Source organism: Pseudomonas sp. Lb2C2, assembly GCF_052112205.1.
In the GTDB taxonomy this organism is placed as follows: Bacteria; Pseudomonadota; Gammaproteobacteria; order Pseudomonadales; family Pseudomonadaceae; genus Aquipseudomonas; species Aquipseudomonas kilonensis.
In genome coordinates, this window is the sequence record NZ_JAUTYW010000004.1 from 636662 (window position 1) to 658250 (window position 21589).

The 21589-nt window shown below is 61.2% G+C and carries 24 protein-coding genes; 10 read left to right on the forward strand and 14 right to left on the reverse strand.

Annotated elements, in window-relative coordinates; all coding sequences use genetic code 11:
• Positions 1-320 precede the first annotated feature (320 nt).
• Positions 321-1577, forward strand: coding sequence for an NADP-dependent isocitrate dehydrogenase (gene icd / locus Q7F16_RS14845; RefSeq protein ID WP_046064959.1), 1257 nt, complete (start codon positions 321-323; stop codon positions 1575-1577).
• A 77-nt stretch (positions 1578-1654) separates the two neighbouring features.
• On the opposite strand, the gene Q7F16_RS14850 is transcribed toward icd, so the two are convergent.
• The gene (locus Q7F16_RS14850; RefSeq protein ID WP_018609236.1) at positions 1655-1924 is read right to left on the reverse strand and encodes a cold shock domain-containing protein; all 270 of its coding nucleotides are present in this window, start codon (positions 1922-1924) and stop codon (positions 1655-1657) included.
• Positions 1925-2150: 226 nt separating this feature from the next.
• On the opposite strand from Q7F16_RS14850, the gene clpS reads away from it, so the two are divergent.
• A complete protein-coding gene (gene clpS / locus Q7F16_RS14855) occupies positions 2151-2513 on the forward strand; it encodes an ATP-dependent Clp protease adapter ClpS (protein ID WP_003180089.1) in 363 nt (120 codons plus the stop codon).
• 29 nt (positions 2514-2542) lie between these two features.
• Positions 2543-4813 (forward strand): ATP-dependent Clp protease ATP-binding subunit ClpA, encoded by a 2271-nt coding sequence (gene clpA, locus Q7F16_RS14860; RefSeq protein ID WP_003203340.1) that lies wholly within the window; start codon positions 2543-2545, stop codon positions 4811-4813.
• A gap of 380 nt (positions 4814-5193) precedes the next feature.
• On the opposite strand, the gene infA is transcribed toward clpA, so the two are convergent.
• The 4 genes from infA to trxB all read right to left on the reverse strand — a co-directional run bounded on the left by infA (position 5194) and on the right by trxB (position 8021).
• Complete coding sequence (gene infA, locus Q7F16_RS14865; protein WP_002553999.1) at positions 5194-5412, reverse strand: translation initiation factor IF-1; 219 nt, start codon at positions 5410-5412, stop codon at positions 5194-5196.
• Positions 5413-5534: 122 nt separating this feature from the next.
• A complete protein-coding gene (locus Q7F16_RS14870) occupies positions 5535-6242 on the reverse strand; it encodes an arginyltransferase (protein ID WP_014337689.1) in 708 nt (235 codons plus the stop codon).
• A gap of 57 nt (positions 6243-6299) precedes the next feature.
• A complete protein-coding gene (aat, locus tag Q7F16_RS14875) occupies positions 6300-6980 on the reverse strand; it encodes a leucyl/phenylalanyl-tRNA--protein transferase (protein WP_095962334.1) in 681 nt (226 codons plus the stop codon).
• 81 nt (positions 6981-7061) lie between these two features.
• Entirely contained in the window at positions 7062-8021 is a 960-nt protein-coding gene (trxB, locus tag Q7F16_RS14880) for a thioredoxin-disulfide reductase (protein WP_046064961.1), read from the reverse strand.
• A 308-nt stretch (positions 8022-8329) separates the two neighbouring features.
• Here trxB and Q7F16_RS14885 point away from each other — a divergent pair, with 308 nt between their 5' ends.
• The 6 genes from Q7F16_RS14885 (at position 8330) to cysG (ending at position 16017) form a co-directional block, all read left to right on the forward strand.
• On the forward strand, positions 8330-10735 hold the full coding sequence (locus Q7F16_RS14885; protein WP_095974705.1) for a DNA translocase FtsK: 2406 nt from the start codon (positions 8330-8332) through the stop codon (positions 10733-10735).
• Positions 10736-10792: 57 nt separating this feature from the next.
• Positions 10793-11416 carry an outer membrane lipoprotein chaperone LolA gene (gene lolA / locus Q7F16_RS14890; RefSeq protein WP_003203330.1) on the forward strand — a complete coding sequence of 208 codons (624 nt, stop codon included), beginning with the start codon at positions 10793-10795 and terminating at the stop codon, positions 11414-11416.
• Between the two features lie 213 nt (positions 11417-11629).
• Positions 11630-12955: a replication-associated recombination protein A gene (locus Q7F16_RS14895; RefSeq protein ID WP_409557185.1), complete on the forward strand. Its 1326-nt coding sequence runs from the start codon at positions 11630-11632 to the stop codon at positions 12953-12955.
• Positions 12952-13326 (forward strand): fluoride efflux transporter CrcB, encoded by a 375-nt coding sequence (gene crcB, locus Q7F16_RS14900; protein WP_014337695.1) that lies wholly within the window; start codon positions 12952-12954, stop codon positions 13324-13326. The genes Q7F16_RS14895 and crcB overlap by 4 nt, the downstream gene beginning before the upstream one ends.
• Positions 13327-13341: 15 nt before the next feature.
• Entirely contained in the window at positions 13342-14622 is a 1281-nt protein-coding gene (gene serS, locus Q7F16_RS14905) for a serine--tRNA ligase (RefSeq protein WP_003203323.1), read from the forward strand.
• Positions 14623-16017, forward strand: a complete 1395-nt coding sequence (gene cysG, locus Q7F16_RS14910) for a siroheme synthase CysG (protein ID WP_409557184.1) — start codon at positions 14623-14625, stop codon at positions 16015-16017.
• A gap of 121 nt (positions 16018-16138) precedes the next feature.
• Here cysG and Q7F16_RS14915 read toward each other — a convergent pair whose 3' ends face one another.
• The 8 genes from Q7F16_RS14915 to Q7F16_RS14950 all read right to left on the reverse strand — a co-directional run bounded on the left by Q7F16_RS14915 (position 16139) and on the right by Q7F16_RS14950 (position 20438).
• A complete protein-coding gene (locus Q7F16_RS14915; protein WP_409557183.1) occupies positions 16139-17143 on the reverse strand; it encodes a glutathione S-transferase family protein in 1005 nt (334 codons plus the stop codon).
• Between the two features lie 88 nt (positions 17144-17231).
• The gene (locus Q7F16_RS14920) at positions 17232-18233 is read right to left on the reverse strand and encodes a glycosyl transferase family protein (RefSeq protein ID WP_409557182.1); all 1002 of its coding nucleotides are present in this window, start codon (positions 18231-18233) and stop codon (positions 17232-17234) included.
• Positions 18230-18565, reverse strand: coding sequence for a TusE/DsrC/DsvC family sulfur relay protein (locus Q7F16_RS14925; RefSeq protein WP_046064135.1), 336 nt, complete (start codon positions 18563-18565; stop codon positions 18230-18232). The genes Q7F16_RS14920 and Q7F16_RS14925 overlap by 4 nt, the downstream gene beginning before the upstream one ends.
• On the reverse strand, positions 18562-18855 hold the full coding sequence (tusB, locus tag Q7F16_RS14930; RefSeq protein WP_003203312.1) for a sulfurtransferase complex subunit TusB: 294 nt from the start codon (positions 18853-18855) through the stop codon (positions 18562-18564). Before tusB ends, Q7F16_RS14925 begins: the two co-directional genes overlap by 4 nt.
• Entirely contained in the window at positions 18855-19217 is a 363-nt protein-coding gene (tusC, locus tag Q7F16_RS14935; protein ID WP_409557181.1) for a sulfurtransferase complex subunit TusC, read from the reverse strand. The genes tusB and tusC overlap by 1 nt, the downstream gene beginning before the upstream one ends.
• The gene (tusD, locus tag Q7F16_RS14940; RefSeq protein WP_013693700.1) at positions 19217-19609 is read right to left on the reverse strand and encodes a sulfurtransferase complex subunit TusD; all 393 of its coding nucleotides are present in this window, start codon (positions 19607-19609) and stop codon (positions 19217-19219) included. The genes tusC and tusD overlap by 1 nt, the downstream gene beginning before the upstream one ends.
• A 230-nt stretch (positions 19610-19839) precedes the next feature.
• Complete coding sequence (locus Q7F16_RS14945; RefSeq protein ID WP_079302248.1) at positions 19840-20175, reverse strand: DUF6388 family protein; 336 nt, start codon at positions 20173-20175, stop codon at positions 19840-19842.
• A gap of 2 nt (positions 20176-20177) precedes the next feature.
• Complete coding sequence (locus Q7F16_RS14950; protein WP_014337702.1) at positions 20178-20438, reverse strand: hypothetical protein; 261 nt, start codon at positions 20436-20438, stop codon at positions 20178-20180.
• A gap of 143 nt (positions 20439-20581) precedes the next feature.
• Between Q7F16_RS14950 and Q7F16_RS14955 the strand changes: the two genes are divergently transcribed.
• Positions 20582-20932 (forward strand): hypothetical protein, encoded by a 351-nt coding sequence (locus Q7F16_RS14955; protein ID WP_013693699.1) that lies wholly within the window; start codon positions 20582-20584, stop codon positions 20930-20932.
• Between the two features lie 164 nt (positions 20933-21096).
• Here Q7F16_RS14955 and Q7F16_RS14960 read toward each other — a convergent pair whose 3' ends face one another.
• Positions 21097-21528: a GNAT family N-acetyltransferase gene (locus Q7F16_RS14960; RefSeq protein WP_013693698.1), complete on the reverse strand. Its 432-nt coding sequence runs from the start codon at positions 21526-21528 to the stop codon at positions 21097-21099.
• Positions 21529-21589 lie beyond the last annotated feature (61 nt).

Sequence of the window (21589 nt, forward strand, 5' to 3'; positions counted from 1 at the left end):
CCGGCTTTTAAACTGGCGGAAAGTCCTGTGATAGAGCGCTCAGCCAGCGTGACCCTGTGGTCAGCGGCGGCATTATACATAGGTAGCTGGCAATCTGCCGATGGTTCATAGACTTCCGTACACGTCCATTGGTCTAAACGTCGCAGTACCCAAGGAGCGGACTATGCTCATGTTTGGCGCTTTTCCCTTGGTTTTCAGGGTTGTACACCGTGAACTGCAACCCTTTACCCCGGATGAGCCTAACGTAGGGTTTGCGCGCCGATTCAACTGGGGTACGCTCGAACGCAGCCAGATGTTCAATCCAAGCAATGGAGTTCAGCATGGGGTATCAAAAGATTCAGGTTCCAGCCGTCGGTGACAAAATCACCGTCAATGCAGACCATTCTCTTAATGTTCCCGACAACCCGATCATCCCCTTCATCGAAGGCGACGGCATTGGCGTCGATATCAGTCCGGTCATGATCAAGGTTGTGGACGCTGCGGTTCAGAAGGCCTATGGCGGCAAGCGCAAGATTTCCTGGATGGAAGTCTATGCCGGTGAGAAAGCGACTCAAGTCTACGACCAGGACACCTGGCTGCCCCAGGAAACCCTGGACGCGGTCAAGGATTACGTGGTTTCCATCAAGGGCCCGCTGACCACGCCGGTGGGCGGTGGTATCCGTTCGCTGAACGTGGCCCTGCGCCAGCAGCTCGACCTGTACGTGTGCCTGCGTCCGGTGCGCTGGTTCGAAGGCGTGCCAAGCCCGGTCAAGAAGCCTGGCGACGTGGACATGACGATCTTTCGCGAGAACTCCGAGGACATCTACGCTGGCATCGAGTGGAAAGCCGGTTCGGCTGAAGCCACCAAGGTCATCAAGTTCCTGAAAGAAGAAATGGGTGTGACCAAGATCCGTTTCGACGAGGACTGCGGCATCGGCGTCAAGCCGGTTTCCAAGCAGGGCACCAAGCGCCTGGCTCGCAAAGCCTTGCAATATGTTGTCGACAACGACCGCGAGTCGCTGACCATCGTGCATAAAGGCAACATCATGAAGTTCACCGAAGGTGCCTTCAAGGAATGGGCCTACGAAGTGGCGGCCGAGGAGTTCGGCGCGACCCTGCTCGACGGCGGGCCGTGGATGCAGTTCAAGAACCCGAGGACCGGCAAGAACGTCATCGTCAAGGACGCCATCGCCGATGCGATGTTGCAGCAGATCCTGCTGCGTCCGGCTGAATATGACGTGATCGCCACCCTGAACCTGAACGGTGACTACCTGTCCGACGCCCTGGCGGCGGAAGTGGGCGGTATCGGTATTGCGCCGGGCGCCAACCTGTCCGACACCGTGGCAATGTTCGAAGCCACCCACGGTACCGCGCCCAAGTATGCCGGCAAGGACCAGGTCAACCCGGGCTCGCTGATCCTCTCGGCGGAAATGATGCTGCGTCACATGGGTTGGACCGAAGCGGCCGACCTGATCATCAAGGGCACCAACGGCGCGATTTCGGCCAAGACCGTGACCTATGACTTCGAACGCCTGATGGAGGGTGCCAAGCTGGTGTCGTCCTCGGGCTTCGGTGATGCCCTGATCTCGCACATGTAAGCGAATCGGCGCTCAGCGCGAATGCCCGGCTCGAGTGATCGAGTCGGGCATTTTCATTTGTCCGGTGCGGCGGCCGGTCAATGAGTCTCGGTGACCCTGACATTGACAGGGGCGGGCACATCTTCGGCGGTGACAAGCCTGATGTTGACCGCGTGCAGGCCCTTGGGTCCCTGGATGACGTCGAACGTTACAGGTTGTCCGGCCTTCAGGGTTTTATAGCCTTCCATGTTGATGGCCGAGTAATGGGCGAAAAGGTCTTCATCGTCCCTGCCGGCTGCGATAATGAAACCGTAGCCCTTGGCATTGTTGAACCATTTCACCTTGCCATTCATCTTGACGACCGACATAAGCCATTTCCCTCTGCAACGCACTCCATCACTGGAGTATCATCCAGTCCATCCGCAGGCTAATCTTGAAGTAAGGATAGATTCCACGGACCTTTTTAACCCACGATGGGCTCTATTGGTTGTAACACCGTTTTGCCGATAGTCAAGGTGGCCGGGTGGTCGTGGTTGAAATCGCCCACAAGCGCCCCCATCACTGTATTCGCCAACTAAACGAACCTTTCTTTCCATGCATGCAGTCAGCCAGATTCGACTAACATTCAATCAGGATCGCCCGGATCTACACGACGACGATTCCGCAGGCATTGCTGTTCAGGAAGCAAAGCCTGCATTACAGGCGCCACCGATGTACAAGGTGGTTTTGTTCAACGATGACTACACACCGATGGATTTCGTCGTCGAAGTGCTCGAGGTGTTTTTTAACCTGAATCGGGAGCTGGCGACCAAGGTCATGCTGGCCGTCCATACAGAGGGACGGGCAGTATGTGGAGTGTTTACCCGCGACATCGCCGAGACTAAGGCCATGCAGGTCAACCAGTACGCCCGGGAAAGCCAGCATCCGCTACTCTGTGAAATCGAGAAGGACGGTTAACGCCGACCACTTGGGTATGAGGTGAAGCTATGTTAAACCGCGAGCTCGAAGTCACCCTCAATCTTGCCTTCAAGGAGGCTCGTTCGAAGCGTCATGAATTCATGACCGTCGAACACCTGCTGCTGGCCCTATTGGATAACGAGGCTGCCGCCACCGTTTTGCGTGCCTGCGGCGCGAACCTCGACAAACTCAAGCATGATCTGCAGGAGTTCATCGACTCCACCACGCCACTGATCCCCGTCCATGACGAGGATCGCGAAACCCAGCCAACCCTGGGCTTCCAGCGTGTCCTGCAGCGTGCTGTCTTCCATGTGCAGAGCTCGGGCAAACGTGAAGTCACCGGCGCCAACGTGCTGGTTGCCATCTTCAGCGAGCAGGAAAGCCAGGCGGTGTTCCTGCTCAAGCAGCAGAGCGTTGCGCGTATCGATGTCGTCAACTACATCGCCCATGGCATTTCCAAGGTGCCGGGGCATGGCGATCATTCCGAGGGTGAGCAGGATATGCAGGACGACGAGGGCGGTGAGTCTTCTTCTTCAGGCAACCCATTGGATGCCTATGCCAGCAACCTGAACGAACTGGCACGCCAGGGCCGCATTGACCCACTGGTCGGGCGCGAAGCGGAAGTCGAGCGTGTTGCCCAGATCCTGGCTCGGCGTCGCAAGAACAACCCATTGCTGGTGGGCGAGGCGGGTGTGGGCAAGACCGCAATCGCCGAAGGCCTGGCCAAGCGCATCGTCGACAACCAGGTGCCGGACCTGCTGGCCAACAGCGTGGTGTATTCCCTCGACCTGGGTGCCTTGCTGGCCGGTACCAAGTACCGCGGCGATTTCGAGAAACGCTTCAAGGCGTTGCTCGGCGAGTTGAAAAAACGTCCGCAAGCGATCCTGTTCATCGACGAAATCCACACCATTATTGGTGCTGGTGCAGCGTCGGGCGGGGTCATGGATGCGTCGAACCTGCTCAAGCCGTTGCTGTCGTCGGGTGATATCCGTTGCATCGGCTCGACCACGTTCCAGGAATTCCGCGGGATCTTCGAGAAAGACCGTGCCTTGGCCCGGCGTTTCCAGAAGGTCGATGTGTCGGAGCCTTCGGTGGAAGACACCATTGGTATCCTGCGCGGCCTGAAAGGGCGTTTCGAGCTGCACCACAACATCGAATACAGCGATGAAGCCCTGCGCGCGGCGGCTGAGCTGGCCTCGCGTTACATCAACGACCGGCACATGCCGGACAAGGCCATCGACGTCATCGACGAAGCGGGTGCCTACCAGCGCCTGCAACCGGTGGAGAAACGCGTCAAGCGCATCGAAGTCCCTCAGGTCGAGGACATCGTGGCGAAAATCGCGCGGATTCCGCCTAAACACGTCACCAGTTCCGATAAGGAGTTGCTGCGTAACCTGGAGCGTGACCTGAAGCTGACGGTGTTCGGCCAGGATGCGGCCATCGACTCGCTGTCGACCGCCATCAAGCTGTCCCGCGCCGGTCTCAAATCGCCGGACAAACCGGTGGGTTCGTTCCTGTTCGCCGGTCCGACCGGTGTCGGCAAGACCGAGGCCGCACGGCAGTTGGCCAAGGCGATGGGCATCGAGCTGGTTCGCTTCGACATGTCCGAGTACATGGAGCGCCACACCGTGTCGCGTCTGATCGGTGCGCCTCCAGGCTATGTCGGTTTCGACCAGGGCGGCCTGCTGACCGAAGCCATCACCAAGCAGCCACACTGCGTATTGTTGCTCGACGAAATCGAGAAGGCGCATCCGGAAGTCTTCAACTTGCTCCTGCAGGTCATGGACCACGGTACGCTCACCGATAACAACGGACGCAAGGCGGACTTCCGCAACGTGATCATCATCATGACCACGAACGCCGGTGCCGAAACCGCGGCTCGCGCTTCGATCGGTTTCACCCATCAGGACCACTCGTCCGATGCGATGGAAGTGATCAAGAAGAGCTTCACGCCTGAATTCCGCAACCGCCTGGACACCATTATCCAGTTTGGTCGCCTCAGCCATGAAGTCATCAAGAGCGTGGTGGACAAGTTCCTCACCGAACTTCAGGCGCAGCTCGAAGACAAGCGTGTATTGCTGGAAGTCACCGATGCGGCCCGCAGTTGGCTGGCAGAGGGTGGTTACGATGTGACGATGGGTGCGCGGCCGATGGCTCGCTTGATCCAGGACAAGATCAAGCGTCCGCTGGCCGAGGAAATCCTCTTTGGCGAACTGGCCGAACATGGCGGTGTGGTTCACATCGACATCAAGGACGGCGAACTGACCTTCGACTTCGAAACCACGGCCGAAATGGCCTGACCGTTAGTCGCAACACAGCAAAAGGCGCCGAAAGGCGCCTTTTTGCTATTCCATGCCCACACCATGCCCTGTTGTGGGCATGGCAAGATTATGTTTCACCGCCAATCCCTTGTGGGAGCGAGCTTGCTCGCGATGGTGTCGGCCCATTCGGCATCGATGCGTACTGACCCACCGCTATCGCGAGCAAGCTCGCTCCCACAGTTGTCTTGGGTAAGGCACAAGATTGAGTCTCACCGCTAGTTCCCTGTGGGAGCCAAGCTTGCTCGCGATGGCAGTGGCCCATTTGGCACTTATGCAAACTGACCCACCGCTATCGCGAGCAAGCTTGGCTCCCACAAACAAAAACGCCCGGCATCAGCCGGGCGTTTTGTATTGACTTGTTAGCGAGCGCGGTAAGTGATGCGCCCTTTGCTCAAGTCATAGGGCGTCAGCTCGACGCGCACTTTGTCACCGGTAAGAATACGAATGTAGTTCTTGCGCATCTTGCCGGAGATATGCGCGGTTACGACGTGCCCATTTTCCAACTCCACACGAAACATGGTGTTGGGCAGGGTGTCGACGACAGTGCCTTCCATTTCGAAGCTGTCTTCTTTCGACATGCAGTAAAGCCCTCGGTATCCAGTGAATGGCCCGGTGCAACTGCGCCAGGCAAAAGCGGCGTGCATTGTGCCCGAAAAAGGGGGTTCAAGCCAAGGGGTTCTAGCTTTTAAGCCGAAGGGGTCTAACTCAGGACAACCCACCGCTGGTTAATCAGCAGTTCAATGGGGCGATATTGGGTCTTGTAGTTCATTTTCTTGCAGTTCTTGATCCAGTAGCCCAGGTACACCGCTTCCAGTCCCAGGCGCCGGGCTTCGTTGATTTGCCAGAGGATGGCAAAGCGCCCCAGGCTGCGCCGTTCTTCGTCCGGCTCGTAGAAGGTGTACACCGCCGACAGCCCATTGGGCAGCAGGTCCGTGACGGCGATGGCGACCAGGCGTCCGTCCAGGCGGAACTCGTAGAAGCGAGAAAACGGCAGGTCACGCACCAGGAAGGTCGAGAACTGATCCCGACTGGGCGGGTACATGTCGCCATCGGCATGGCGTTGTTCGATGTAGCGCTGGTACAGGTCGAAATATTCTTCGGTGAACTGCGGCTTGGCCGGACGGACCTGCAGGTCGGCGTTGCGCTTGAAAATGCGTTTCTGCTGGCGATTGGGCAAAAATTGCGCCACGGGGATGCGCGCCGGGACGCAGGCGTTGCAGTGCTGGCAATGGGGCCGGTAGAGGTGATCGCCGCTGCGACGAAAGCCCATTTCCGACAGGTCTGCGTAGACATGCACATCCATGGGCTGGCTAGGGTCGAGGAACAGCGTCGTGGCCTGCTCCTCCGGCAGGTAACTGCAAGAGTGGGGCTGAGTGGCATAGAACTTCAAACGCGCCAACTCGGTCATGATCGACCCTCGGGATAAGCTTTGAATTTAATTGTAAGCCAGGAGCGCGAATGTCGCTCAGCAAACCCATGTCGCATGGTTGGGTTGGTCCAGATGCGCCTTTAGATAACCAGCAAACTCACTGCGTGGGATCGACCGTGCGCCGAGGCTGTGCAGGTGTTCGGTGGGCATCTGGCAGTCGATCAGCACGAAACCTGCGGCCTTGAGGTGTTGGACCAGCCTCGCGAAGCCGAATTTCGACGCATTGTCGGCCCGGCTGAACATGGACTCGCCAAAAAACAGCTGGCCCATGGCCAAGCCATACAGGCCGCCCACCAACGCCCCTTGGTCCCACACTTCCACCGAGTGGGCGAAACCGCGTCGGTGCAGTTCCAGATAAGCGGTTTGCATGGCGTCGGTGATCCAGGTGCCCTCGGCATAGTCCCGCGGCGCGGCGCAGGCCTGGATGACCGCCGCAAAATCCCGATCGAACGTGACTTCATAGCGCTGCTTGCGCAGCAGTTTGCCCAGGCTGCGGGATATGTGCAGTTCGTCGGGAAACAGCACCGTGCGCGGGTCCGGCGACCACCAGAGGATCGGCTGCCCTTCGGAAAACCATGGGAAGCAACCATGGCGATAGGCCTGGATCAGCCTGTCGGCGGATAGATCGCCACCGGCGGCCAATAACCCATTGGGGTCGCGCATGGCTTTTGCCAGTGGCGGGAACTCGAAGCTGTTACGTTGTAACCAGGTCAGCATGGGTATCCGGTTTAGTAGAAGGGGAGGGCGGCAGGTGGCGGGCTTCGCCCATCGGCGAGCGCCCGCCTGGAAGGTTAACCGTCAAACGGCAGGGATGTCATCGAGATACTTCTCTGCGTCGAGTGCGGCCATGCATCCGGCGCCGGCGGAGGTAATCGCCTGGCGATAGACGTGGTCGGCCACATCGCCGGCGGCGAACACGCCTTCGATATCGGTCGCGGTGGCGTTGCCTTCGCTGCCGCCACGCACGAGCAGGTAGCCGTCACGCATCTTCAACTGGCCCTGGAACAGTTCGGTATTGGGTTTATGGCCGATGGCAATGAACACGCCGGCCAGGGACAGGGTGCTGGTTTCGCCGGTCTCACTGTGGCGCAGGCGCGCGCCAGTCACGCCGCTGGCGTCGCCCAGGACTTCATCCAGGTTCTGGTTCCAGTGCAGCTTGATATTGCCGCTGGCGGCCTTTTCGAAGAGTTTGTCCTGCAGGATCTTCTCTGAACGCAGCTTGTCGCGACGGTGGATCAGGTGCACTTCCCTGGCGATGTTCGACAGGTACAGGGCCTCCTCGACTGCGGTATTGCCGCCGCCGACCACGGCCACCACCTGGTTGCGATAGAAAAAGCCATCGCAGGTCGCACACGCCGAAACCCCTTTGCCGGCGAAGCTTTCTTCCGACGGCAGCCCCAGGTATTGGGCCGAGGCACCGGTGGCAATGATCAGCGCATCACAGGTGTAGGTGCCGCTGTCGCCGATCAATTCGAATGGGCGCTGTTGCAACTTGGCGGTGTGGACATGGTCGTAGACGATCTGCGTGTCGAAGCGCTCGGCGTGCCGTTGCATGCGTTCCATCAGTACTGGGCCCGTCAGGCCTTCGACATCGCCGGGCCAGTTGTCGACTTCCACCGTGGTGGTGAGCTGGCCACCGGCCTGCAGGCCGGTAATGACAACGGGTTTGAGGTTGGCGCGGGCAGCATAGACGGCCGCGCTGTACCCCGCAGGGCCGGAACCGAGAATGATCAGGCGTGAATGCTTCACTTCGCTCATAAAAAACACCTCATAAGCCTTTGTCACAAAAGAGAATGCATGGTCCAATTGGCGCGTGTACACCCTGTATCCGGCTATGCTGTCAGGCAATGCCTTGGCGCGGACAAACCCGTACAATGCTTGAGTTTTGAACGCAGGATGGGCTAAAGATCAAAATCTTCGGCAACACCTGCGGTTTTCTGGATGCACCTCACAGTGGTAAAAGTAGTACCGGTTGTGCACATTCACTTTTTTACCTGCTCGTCATGGGCAGTTTTTTATAGTCATTCAACAGATGGACGCGCCGTTGGCGCAGGAAAAGAAGCGTTTTGAAGAAATCCACCGCAGCACCCAAACCAGTCGTTCCGCTCTGGCGCCAGCAATTGCACTACCGGCTCAAGGAAGGTGCGTTGATCGCCATCGGTGCCCTGTGCCTGTTCCTGATGATGGCCCTGCTGACCTACGGCAAGGACGATCCGGGCTGGAGCCATAACAGCAAGATCGACGACGTGCAGAATTTCGGCGGTCCGGCCGGTTCCTACAGCGCCGACATCCTGTTCATGGTGCTGGGCTATTTCGCCTACATCTTCCCGCTGCTGCTGGCGATCAAGGCCTACCAGATCTTCCGCCAGCGCCACGAGCCGTGGCAGTGGAGTGGCTGGCTGTTCTCCTGGCGCCTGATCGGCCTGGTGTTCCTGGTGTTGTCGGGGGCCGCGCTGGCCCATATCCATTTCCACGTGCCCACCGGCTTGCCGGCCGGGGCGGGCGGGGCGCTGGGGGAAAGCCTCGGCGACCTGGCCCGGAACGCCTTGAACATCCAGGGCAGCACGCTGCTGTTCATCGCCCTGTTCCTGTTCGGCCTGACGGTATTCACCGACCTGTCCTGGTTCAAGGTCATGGACGTCACCGGCAAGATCACCCTCGACCTGATCGAACTGATCCAGGGCGCCATGAACCGCTGGTGGGCGGCGCGTACCGAGCGCAAGCAACTGGTGGCGCAACTGCGTGAAGTCGACGACCGGGTCCACGACGTGGTGGCCCCGACGACGCCGGACAAGCGCGAGCAGGCCAAGGTCAAGGAGCGCCTGATCGAGCGTGAGCAGGCGTTGAGCAAGCACATGTCCGAGCGCGAGAAGCAGGTGCCGCCGGTCATCACCATGGCCCCGGCCAAGCCGCCGGAGCAGAGCAAGCGCGTGCAGAAAGAGAAACAGGCGCCGCTGTTCGTCGACAGTGCGGTGGAAGGCACCTTGCCGCCGATCTCGATCCTGGACCCGGCCGAGAAGAAACAGCTCAACTATTCCCCCGAATCCCTGGCGGCCGTCGGCCATCTGCTGGAGATCAAGCTCAAGGAGTTCGGTGTCGAGGTCTCGGTGGACTCGATTCACCCGGGCCCGGTGATCACCCGCTACGAAATCCAGCCGGCCGCCGGCGTGAAGGTCAGCCGCATCTCCAACCTCGCGAAGGACCTGGCGCGTTCCCTGGCCGTGACCAGCGTGCGGGTGGTGGAAGTGATTCCCGGCAAGACCACCGTGGGCATCGAGATTCCCAACGAAGACCGGCAGATCGTGCGCTTCTCCGAAGTGTTGTCGACGCCTGAGTATGACAACCACAAGTCGCCGGTCACCCTGGCCCTGGGCCACGACATCGGTGGCAAGCCGGTCATCACCGACCTGGCGAAAATGCCTCACCTGCTGGTGGCCGGTACCACCGGTTCCGGTAAATCGGTGGGCGTGAACGCGATGATCCTGTCGATTCTGTTCAAGTCCGGCCCGGAAGACGCCAAGCTGATCATGATCGACCCGAAAATGCTCGAGCTGTCGATCTACGAGGGCATCCCGCACCTGCTGTGCCCGGTGGTCACCGACATGAAGGACGCCGCCAACGCCTTGCGTTGGAGCGTCGCCGAGATGGAGCGTCGCTACAAGCTGATGGCGAAGATGGGCGTGCGCAACCTGTCGGGCTTCAACGCCAAGGTCAAGGAAGCCGAAGAAGCCGGTACGCCGTTGACTGACCCGTTGTATCACCGCGAAAGCATTCACGACGAAGCGCCGCTGCTGCACAAGCTGCCGACCATCGTGGTGGTGGTGGACGAATTCGCCGACATGATGATGATCGTCGGCAAGAAGGTCGAAGAGCTGATCGCCCGTATCGCCCAGAAGGCCCGTGCGGCCGGTATCCACCTGATCCTCGCCACACAGCGGCCGTCGGTGGACGTGATCACCGGCCTGATCAAGGCCAACATCCCGACCCGCATGGCGTTCCAGGTGTCGAGCAAGATCGACTCGCGGACCATCATCGACCAGGGCGGCGCCGAGCAACTGCTTGGCCACGGTGACATGCTCTACATGCCGCCGGGCACCAGCCTGCCGATTCGAGTGCATGGCGCGTTCGTCTCCGACGACGAAGTGCATCGCGTGGTGGAGGCCTGGAAACTGCGTGGCGCTCCTGAATACAACGACGACATCCTCAACGGTGTCGAAGAAGCCGGCAGCGGTTTCGAGGGCAGCAGTGGCGGCGGTGACGACGATGCTGAAACCGATGCGCTCTACGACGAAGCGGTGCAGTTCGTCCTGGAGAGCCGCCGGGCCTCGATTTCTGCCGTTCAGCGCAAGCTGAAGATTGGCTACAACCGCGCCGCCCGCATGATCGAAGCCATGGAAATGGCCGGGGTGGTGACGGCCATGAACACCAACGGCTCGCGTGAAGTACTGGCGCCGGGCCCGATGCGCGACTAACGACCCGGGCGGCCTGCTGACACGCCGCTCGACCCCCACGACTTCATGAGGACTCCCATGCGCCTGATTCGCATGTTGCTGTTGCCCGTACTGGCCTTGTCTACTTTGTCGGCCCACGCCGGCGAAAAGGACGTGGCTCGCCTGACCCAATTGCTGGGAGGCTCCCAGACCCTGACGGCGCGTTTCTCCCAGTTGACCCTCGATGGCAGTGGTACCCAGTTGCAGGAAACCGCTGGCGACATGGCGCTGCAGCGTCCAGGCCTGTTCTACTGGCACACCGATGCGCCAGCCGAGCAACTGATGGTCTCCGACGGCAAGAAAGTTTCCCTGTGGGACCCGGATCTGGAGCAGGTCACCATCAAGACCCTCGACCAGCGCCTGACCCAGACGCCGGCACTGCTGCTCTCCGGTGACATTTCCGAGATCAGCCAGAGCTTCGAGATCACCTCCAAGGAGGCCGGTGGCGTGATTGACTTCACCCTCAAGCCCAAGACCAAGGACAGCCTGTTCGACAGCCTGCGCCTGTCGTTCCGCAACGGCCTGGTCAACGACATGCAACTGATCGACAGTGTCGGCCAGCGCACCAATATCCTGTTCACCGGGGTCAAGGCCAACGAGCCGATCGCGGCATCCAAGTTCAAGTTCGACATCCCCAAGGGTGCGGACGTGATCCAGGAATAAACCCAAGACCCCCTGTGGGAAATGGCCTGTAGGAATGGTCTGTGGGAATTGGTCTGTGGGAGCAAGGCTTGCCCGCGATTGCAGCGCCTCGGTCTACCAGATACACCGAGGTGTCTGTATCGCGGGCAAGCCTTGCTCCCACAGGTCTGCTCCCACAGATCTGCTCTGCAGAGAGAATCGGCATCAGGACCCAGCGGAGGTTTTGTAGTAATCATGGACCTGTTTCGAAGCGCCCCGATTGCCCAGCCATTGGCCGCCCGCCTGCGCGCGACCAACCTGGATGAGTATGTCGGCCAGGAACATGTGCTCGCCCGTGGCAAGCCTCTGCGCGAGGCCTTGGAGCAGGGTGCGTTGCACTCGATGATCTTCTGGGGTCCGCCTGGCGTGGGCAAGACCACCCTGGCGCGACTGCTGGCGGAAGTCTCGGACGCGCATTTCGAAACGGTGTCGGCGGTGCTGGCCGGGGTCAAGGAGATCCGCCAGGCGGTGGAAGTGGCCAAGCAGCAGGCCGGGCAATACGGCAAGCGCACGATCCTGTTCGTCGACGAAGTCCACCGTTTCAACAAGTCCCAACAGGACGCGTTCCTGCCCTACGTCGAAGACGGCACGCTGATTTTCATCGGCGCGACCACCGAAAACCCCTCGTTCGAACTCAACAACGCCTTGCTGTCGCGAGCGCGGGTCTATGTGCTCAAGAGCCTTGACGAGATGGCGATGCGCAAGCTGGTGCATCGCGCGCTGACCGAGGAGCGCGGCCTGGGCAAGCGGCATTTGAGCCTCAGCGATGAAGGCTTCCAGATCCTGTTTTCAGCCGCCGATGGCGACGGCCGGCGCCTGCTCAACCTGCTGGAAAACGCCTCGGACCTGGCCGAAGACGACAGCGAGATTGGCGTCGAGCTGCTGCAAAGCCTGCTGGGCGATACCCGCCGGCGCTTCGACAAAGGTGGCGAGGCGTTCTACGACCAGATTTCGGCGCTGCACAAGTCCATCCGCGGTTCCAACCCCGACGCGGCCTTGTACTGGTTTGCGCGCATGATCGACGGCGGCTGCGATCCGCTGTACCTGGCGCGTCGGGTGGTGCGCATGGCCAGCGAAGACATCGGCAATGCCGACCCGCGGGCGCTGAGCCTGTGTCTGGCGGCCTGGGACGTGCAGGAGCGCCTCGGCAGCCCGGAAGGTGAGCTGGCCGTGGCCCAGGCGATCACCTACCTGGCGTGCGCGCCGAAGAGCAACGCCGTGTACATGGGCTTCAAGGCGGCGATGCGCAGCGCTACCGAGCACGGCTCGCTCGAGGTGCCGCTGCACCTGCGCAACGCGCCGACCAAGCTCATGAAGCAACTGGGCTACGGCGAGGAATACCGTTACGCCCACGATGAGCCGGACGCCTATGCCGCCGGTGAAGACTATTTTCCTGATGAGCTCGAACCCCAGCGGTTTTACCAGCCGGTCCCCCGTGGCCTTGAGCTGAAGATCGGCGAGAAACTCAACCACCTGGCGCAACTGGATCGCCTCAGCCCACGGCAGCGGAGAAAACCTTGATCCCTTTGATTCTTGCAGTCTCTGCCGGCGGTGTTGCCGGCACGTTGTTGCGCTTCGCCACTGGCAATTGGGTCAATGCAAATTGGCCCCGGCACTTCTATACCGCGACGCTGGCCGTTAATATCGTGGGCTGTCTGCTGATCGGCGTTCTATACGGTCTGTTTTTGATTCGCCCGGAAGTGCCCATCGAGGTGCGTGCCGGGCTGATGGTTGGCTTTCTCGGCGGCCTGACGACTTTTTCATCCTTTTCACTGGATACGGTGCGCCTGCTGGAAAGCGGGCAGGTGCCGCTGGCCCTGGGCTATGCGGCCATCAGCGTATTCGGCGGGCTGCTCGCGACCTGGGCTGGCCTGTCCTTGACCAAACTTTGATAACGAGAGACCGACATGCTCGATTCCAAACTGTTACGTAGCAACCTTCAGGACGTAGCGGACCGCCTGGCTTCCCGTGGCTTTGCCCTGGACGTCGCGCGCATCGAAGCGCTGGAAGAACAGCGCAAGACCGTCCAGACCCGCACCGAAGCCCTGCAGGCTGAACGTAACGCGCGCTCCAAGTCCATCGGCCAGGCCAAGCAGCGCGGTGAAGACATCGCGCCGTTGATGGCCGATGTCGAGCGCATGGCGGGCGAATTGAGCGCTGGCAAGGTCGAGCTGGACGCGATCCAGACCGAGCTGGATTCGATCCTGCTGGGCATCCCGAACCTGCCTCACGAATCGGTACCGGTCGGTGAAGACGAAGAGGGCAACGTCGAAGTGCGCCGTTGGGGCACGCCGAAAGCCTTCGATTTCCCGGTGCAGGACCACGTGGCCCTGGGCGAGAAATTCGGCTGGCTGGACTTCGAAACCGCCGCCAAGCTGTCGGGCGCTCGTTTTGCCTTGCTGCGCGGGCCGATTGCCCGTCTGCACCGGGCCCTGGCGCAGTTCATGATCAACCTGCACGTCACCGAGCATGGCTACGAAGAGGCCTACACGCCTTACCTGGTCCAGGCGCCGGCGCTGCAAGGCACCGGTCAGTTACCGAAGTTCGAGGAAGACCTGTTCAAGATCAGCCGCGAAGGCGAGGCTGACCTGTACCTGATCCCGACCGCCGAAGTGTCGCTGACCAACATCGTGGCCGGCGAAATCGTCGACGCCAAGCAACTGCCGATCAAGTTCGTCGCCCACACGCCGTGCTTCCGCAGTGAAGCCGGGGCGTCGGGTCGTGACACCCGCGGCATGATCCGCCAGCACCAGTTCGACAAGGTCGAGATGGTCCAGATTGTCGAGCCGTCGAAATCCATGGAAGCGCTGGAAAGCCTGACCGCCAACGCCGAGAAGGTCCTGCAACTGCTGGAACTGCCGTATCGCACCCTGGCGCTGTGCACCGGTGACATGGGCTTCAGCGCGGTCAAGACCTACGACCTGGAAGTCTGGATCCCGAGCCAGGACAAGTACCGCGAGATTTCCTCGTGCTCCAACTGCGGCGACTTCCAGGCCCGCCGCATGCAGGCGCGTTTCCGCAATCCGGAAACCGGTAAGCCGGAACTGGTCCACACCCTTAATGGCTCCGGCCTGGCGGTGGGTCGTACCCTGGTGGCCGTGCTGGAAAACTACCAGCAGGCCGACGGTTCGATCCGTGTGCCTGAAGTGTTGAAGCCCTACATGGGCGGCATCGAGGTCATCGGCTAAATGGACTATTTGCCACTGTTCCACAACCTGCGCGGCAGCCGCGTGCTGGTGGTCGGCGGCGGGGAGATTGCCTTGCGCAAGTCCCGCCTGCTGGCTGATGCCGGCGCGTTGCTGCGGGTGGTCGCACCCGACATCGAACCGCAGTTGCGGGAACTGGTCAGTGGCAGCGGCGGTGAATGCATCCTGCGTGGTTACGTCGAGACGGATCTGGACGGCTGCGGTTTGGTCATCGCCGCCACCGACGACGAACCGCTCAATGCCCAGGTCTCGGCCGATGCTCATAAGCGTTGCGTGCCGGTCAACGTGGTGGACGCGCCGGCCCTGTGCAGCGTGATCTTCCCGGCGATCGTCGACCGCTCACCCTTGGTGATCGCGGTGTCCAGCGGCGGCGACGCGCCGGTGCTGGCGCGGCTGATCCGGGCCAAGCTGGAAACCTGGATTCCGTCGACCTACGGGCAGTTGGCTGGGCTGGCGGCGCGTTTTCGCAGCCAGGTCAAAGGCTTGTTTCCCGATGTGCAGCAACGACGGGCGTTCTGGGAAGAAGTGTTCCAGGGCCCTATCGCTGACCGGCAACTGGCCGGGCAGGGCGCTGAAGCCGAGCGCCTGCTGCGGGAAAAGATCGATGGCCAGGCGCCGAACGCGCCGGGCGAAGTTTATCTGGTGGGGGCCGGGCCCGGCGATCCGGACCTGTTGACCTTTCGCGCCTTGCGCTTGATGCAGCAGGCAGACGTGGTGCTGTACGACCGCCTGGTGGCGCCGGCGATCCTTGAACTGTGCCGGCGCGACGCCGAGCGCATCTACGTTGGCAAGCGCCGCTCCGAACACGCCGTGCCCCAGGACCAGATCAACCAGCAATTGGTGGACCTGGCCCGACAAGGTAAGCGAGTGGTGCGGTTGAAGGGCGGCGATCCGTTCATCTTCGGGCGCGGCGGCGAAGAGATCGAAGAACTGGCGGCCCATGGCATCCCGTTCCAGGTCGTCCCGGGCATCACCGCGGCCAGTGGTTGCGCGGCCTACGCCGGGATCCCACTGACCCATCGCGACTACGCCCAATCGGTGCGTTTCATCACCGGCCATCTCAAGGACGGCACCAGCGACTTGCCATGGGCCGACCTGGTATCGCCGGCGCAGACGCTGGTGTTCTACATGGGCTTGGTCGGCCTGCCGATGATCTGCAGCGAGCTGATCAAGCATGGCCGTGCGGCGGATACGCCAGCGGCGTTGATCCAGCAGGGCACGACGTCCAACCAACGGGTCTTTACCGGAACTTTGGCGGACTTGCCACGGCTGGTGGCCGAGCACGAAGTGCATGCGCCGACCCTGGTGATCGTTGGGGAAGTGGTGCAACTGCGCGAGAAGCTGGCGTGGTTTGAAGGGGCTCAGGGGCAGGTCTGAAGACCGCGTTGTCCCCAATCGCGAGCAAGCTCGCTCCCACAGTGGACTGTATTCAAACATGGTCCACTGTGGGAGCGAGCTTGCTCGCGAAGAGGTCCTCAAATACAGCGAAAACCCAGGATCAATCCCCAGCCCCACGCCAAATCCCTTTCCCACTCAACCTTCCCCGATCATGGGCGACCGTAAAGTCCTGCTTCGGCCCCTTGGGCACGATCCCATTGGGGTTGATGGTCTTGTGGCTGCCGTAGTAGTGGCCCTGGATGTGGGCGAAATCCACGGTCTCGGCAATGCCTGGCCACTGGTACAACTCCCGCAGCCAGTTCGACAGGTTCGGATAATCGGCGATGCGCCGCAGGTTGCATTTGAAGTGGCCGAAGTACACCGCGTCGAAGCGGATGATCGTAGTGAATAGGCGAATATCCGCCTCGGTCAGGTATTCGCCAGCCAGGTAACGGCGGGTTGCCAGCAACGCCTCCAGCCAATCGAGCTCGGCAAATAACCGGTCGAAGGCTTCTTCATAGGCCGCTTGGGTCGTGGCGAATCCGGCCCGGTACACACCGTTGTTCACCGCCGGGTAGATCCGCTCGTTCAAGGCGTCGATATCGCGGCGCAGGTGTTCGGGATACAGGTCCAGGCCGTTGCCGGTCAAGCCGTCGAAGGCACTGTTGAACATGCGGATGATTTCCGCCGATTCATTGTTGACGATGCGTTGTTGGCGTTTGTCCCACAGCACCGGCACGGTGACGCGGCCGGTGTAGTCCGGCGTGTCGGCGGTGTAGCGCTGATGCAGGAAGCTCAGGTTGTCGAGTTTGTCGCCAGTGGAGCCGTGGGCCTTGTCGAAGGTCCAGCCGTTTTCCAGCATCAGGTAGCTGACCACCGACACATCGATCAAGTCTTCCAGGCCCTTGAGCTTGCGCAAGATCAGCGTGCGGTGAGCCCAGGGGCAGGCCAGGGAGACATACAAATGGTAGCGCCCGGCCTCGGCGGCAAAACCGCTGTCGCCCGAGGGGCCGGCGCTGCCGTCGGCGGTCACCCAGTGGCGGCGTTGCGCTTGTTCGCGCTGGAAGGTGCCGTCCTTGCTTTCATACCACTGATCCTGCCAGCGGCCCTCGACTAACAAACCCATCTCGATCTCCTCGGCCAATAAACGTTGGAGGCGAGTCTATTCCGATAGGTTTGAAGTAAAAGCGCAAAGGTTGGGCGCTAATGATCGGTTAAATCGAACGATCCCGGGCATCCCAATGCTGCCGGGCTTTGTCGAACGCTTCTTCGCGCGCCAGGCCCAGGCCACGCAAGGCCAGGGCCATGGTGGCGATCAGCGCCAGTTGTGGGTAGCTGTCCTCGACGTCGCCACGCCAGATCGCCTTCAAGTGCTCGGGATCGAGGTTTTCCGGTTTGACGTGGCGCTGCTCGGCCAATCGCGGCCATTCTTCGTCCCAGCTGACGCCGCCGGTGGTGCCGTACAGGTGGCTGTCGGCGTCCGGGTTGATTTCGATCTCGCCGCCGTCGCCCTTGATGACGATGGCGGTATCACCGAGCAAACCGCTGGCATCGCGGTGCACGGCCTGATACCCCGGGTGGAAAATGCTTTGCAAGCCGCAACGGGCCGCCAGTGGATTGAGGATGCGTGCCAGGGAGTGGATCGGCGAGCGCAGGCCCAGGGTGTTGCGCAGGTCGATCATCCGCTGCATTTGCGGCGCCCAGTCCACCAGCGGCATGAAGGCCAGGCCGCCGTTGTCCAGCGCGCTGCCGACCTGCTGCCAATCCCGGCACAGTGGGATCTGCAGCAAGCCCAGCAATTGTTCGGTGTAGAGCCGGCCTGCCGTGTGAGCGCCGCCGCCGTGCATGAAAATCCGCACGCCGTTCTGCCCAAGGCACTTGGCCGCCAGCAGGTACCACGGCAAATGGCGTTTCTTGCCGGCGTAGGTCGGCCAGTCGAGGTCCACCGCCAACGCCGGGACCACCAGGCGTTCACGCAGGGCTTCGGTGAAACCGGCCATTTCCTCGGCACTTTCTTCCTTGTGTCGCAGCAGCATCAGGAAGGCGCCAAGCTGGGTGTCCTCGACCTTTTCGTCGAGCACCAGGCCCATGGCTTCGCGGGCTTCCTCGCGAGTCAGGTTGCGGGCGCCGCGCTTGCCTTTGCCAAGGATGCGCACGAACTGGGCGAACGGGTGTTCGGCCGGGGTCTCAAGGGTCAGCGATGGAAAGTCGGTCATAAGCAATTCGTCGGTTTGGGCAGGCCCGCCAGCTTGGCGGCGAGTTTGGCGGGAGTGCCTTTGAACAATCGGTTCAGGTGCAGGCTGTTGCCTTTGTCCGCGCCCAATTTCAGTGCCGTGTACTTGATCAGCGGCCGGGTCGCGGGGGAGAGCTGGAATTCGTTGTAGAAGCCGCGCAGCAGTTCGAGGATCTCCCAGTGTTCGGGGCTCAGTTCGATGTCTTCGGCGGTTGCCAGGGCCGTGGCGACCTCGGCCGACCAGTCGTCAAGGTCGGCCAGGTAGCCGTCCTTGTCCAGCGCGATGGCGCGGTCGCCCACGTTCAGCGTCTTCATAACCAGGTGTTGACCTTGTCGTGCTCGATCGACAGCTCGACGAAACCTGAGTAGTTGATGGCTTCGGCCCAGTCTGGCGTGTCCAGAGCGCGGGCCTGGAGGTCTTCGGCGAGCACGAACAGGTTTACGCCAGCGGCCTGCAACACTTCAAACGGTGGGCTGCCCGGTTGCAACGCGTACGTCGCGTCGCCGCACAGCAGCAGCGCATCCTGATTGCCCAGTACCCGCAGGCAACTGGCGAGGCGGTTGTCGCCGAAGGGCGAATGAGACAACACATGCAAAGTCGACATCAGAGGGTGATCACCTGGTCGTAACGGTCAATGAGCACGGCGATTTGCGGCGCGGTCAGTGCTTTCACGTCGCCCAGCGCCAGGGTATCAGTGGCGATACCCCGTTCGGCGGCGCTGTCGGCACAGAGGAACAGGTCCTCGACGCCGAACATCGGCAACGCCTGCAGGTTGGCGCTCAGGTCCTTTTGCTGGACCGCCTTGGCGTTTTGGCCAGTTGTGAGCTGGAACACTCCGTCATCGAGAAACAGCAGGCCGATAGGCAGGTCGAACGCACCGCCGGCCAGGACGATGTCCAGCGCTTCACGGGCGCCGGGGCCCGACCATGGGGCCTGGCGGCTGATGAGCAATAAAGACTTGGCCATCACGCGCCTCCAAAACAGATCAGACGGTCGGCGTCCTGGATCGCATCGTGCAACTGACCCAGTCCGGACAAGGCCCAGGGCGCCTCGACACTGGCCGCCGAACGCTGGTAGCGCTGGGCCTCTTCCTCGTTCAACACCCCACGACGCAACGCCGCCGCGATGCAGACCACGCCGTCGAGCTGGTTGTCGCTGACAAAGGTTCGCCACTGCTGGGGCAGGTCTTGTTCATCCTGAGGCGTGACGACACTGGCGCAGGCGTTATAGACGCCGTCCTGATAGAAAAACAGCCGCACGATCTCATGCCCACCCGCCAGCGCCGCCTGGGCAAACAGCAAGGCACGGCGCGAGGAGGGCGCATGGGCGGCGGAAAACAGCGCGATGGCGAACTTCATGACAGACCCGATCAGCAAAACTGCGGCCATGATAAAGCTTTATGGGCGGTGGGGCGATTGTGAGGAACGGGCGAGATCTTTGGAGGTTGACCCTGTGGCGAGGGAGCTTGCTCCCGCTGGGTCGCGCAGCGGCCCCAAAACCTGCCAAGGGAGTATGTCAGGCGAACCACTGAGAATGAATGGGGGCTGCTTTGCAGCCCAGCGGGAGCAAGCTCCCTCGCCACAGGTGGTCAGTGCTTAGCCTTTAAGCCATGCAACTCGCAATACTCCGCCCATTCCATCCCCGCCATCTCCGCCACTTCCTTGTGCACCTCCAGGCGCTGGGCCTGGTAGTCCTGAGGCGAGGCGGCGGTCAGTTGCAGGGTCAGTTCCCAGGCAAACAGGCCCAGGCGCTCGGCCTCGGCTTCGAAGGCTTCATGCAACCGTTCGGCGCGGTACTGCGCGGCTGTCTCGCCCTTGGCCTGGGCCAGCAGCGGGTTGAGGTGGTCCAACTCGATGCGCAGCTCGGGGCGCTCATCGAGAAATATTTCCAGGGCCCGTTCGTGTTGTTGTTCGGTTGCCGCCATGGTCACTCCTTGGGGGATGCAGACTGCTTCTTGCTGGCCTTGGCCGCAGCCGCCAGGCATTCGAGGGCGAATTGTTCGGTGTAGGTCATCTGGATCGGCGTGGTTTCGCCCTTGACGGTGCGTTCGCCGTCGAGGATGTAGCGAATCCGCTTGTCGGTGACGCCAATGCGCTTGGCGATCCAGGATGGTGTCTGGCCGATCTGGCTGATCAGTTTGTCGGCGTATTCGGCGGTGGGTTTGTAGAATTCGGCGTTGGGGGTCATGGGGTGTTCCGCGTGGCTGGTGGCAATGGCGCGACAGGGTGCGCGAATCGCAGGCTGATGTCCCGTGTAAATTTCAGTAAAGCAGCACGAAGGCCCGGGCCGCAGTGCTACAGTCCGTTTTTTTTTCTTGATGAGTGAACGCAATGCGAATGTTGACCGTGGCCCTGGCCGCAACCTTGCTGGCCGGCTGTGCGGGTTCGGCGATGAACGAGGCCCGGACCCAGGCCCCTTACAAGACCCTGACCTCGGACAAACCCGAACAGGTCGTGGCCCAATGCGTGCAGTTCTCTTGGCAGGACGAAGCGGTGTTCGGTGTCGATGCCGGCGCCTACCTGCAACCGGGCAAGAAGGGTGGCTCGACGGTCTACACCCGCTCTGCCGAATCGTTTGTCGATTTGCATGCCGGTGCGACGGGCACCGAGTTGAGTTATTACGCCAAGCATGACGACTTCGTGGCCAAGCGCCGGTTGGCGGCGCTGGCGACGTGTCTTTAAGCAGATAGACCGATCGCGAGCAGGCTCGGTCCCACAGAGGATTGGCGGTGAATCCGGCCCCCTTGTGGGAGCGAGCTTGCTCGCGATGGCGGTGGGTCAGACGACAGAAATGTTGACTGCTAGATGGTTATCGCGAGCAGGCTCGCTCCCACAGGGTTTGCGTTTCAATCTGTAGGCGTCAGGCGTTTCTGGAAGAAGAAGCGCTGGTGGCCCGGGGGGTAGTCGTCAATCTGGCCGCACTCGGTGAAGCCGTGCCTGCGGTAGAACTCCGGCGCCTGGAAGTCGAAGGTGTCCAGCCAGATGCCCACGCAGTTTTTCTCCCGGGCCAGTTCTTCGGCCATCTGCATCAGGGTCGAGCCGGTGCCCTGGCCCCGGGCCTGTTCCGGTACCACCAGCAGCTCGATATACAGCCAGCGAAAAAACACTCGACCATACAGCCCACCGACAATGTCGCCCTGTTCGTCCCGCACCAGCCAGGCCACCAGTTCAGGTGCACTTCCACCGGTCTGGGCCGTGTTATAGGCGCGTAGCGGCGCGAGGATGGCCTGGCGTTCCTGGTCGGTGGGTGTATCCGTGCGTTCGATTCGTAGCGTCATCGGCGATGTCCTTATTCAGTCAAGATGAACCGCAGGAGCCTATCCCAAAGGCTGCCGTGGC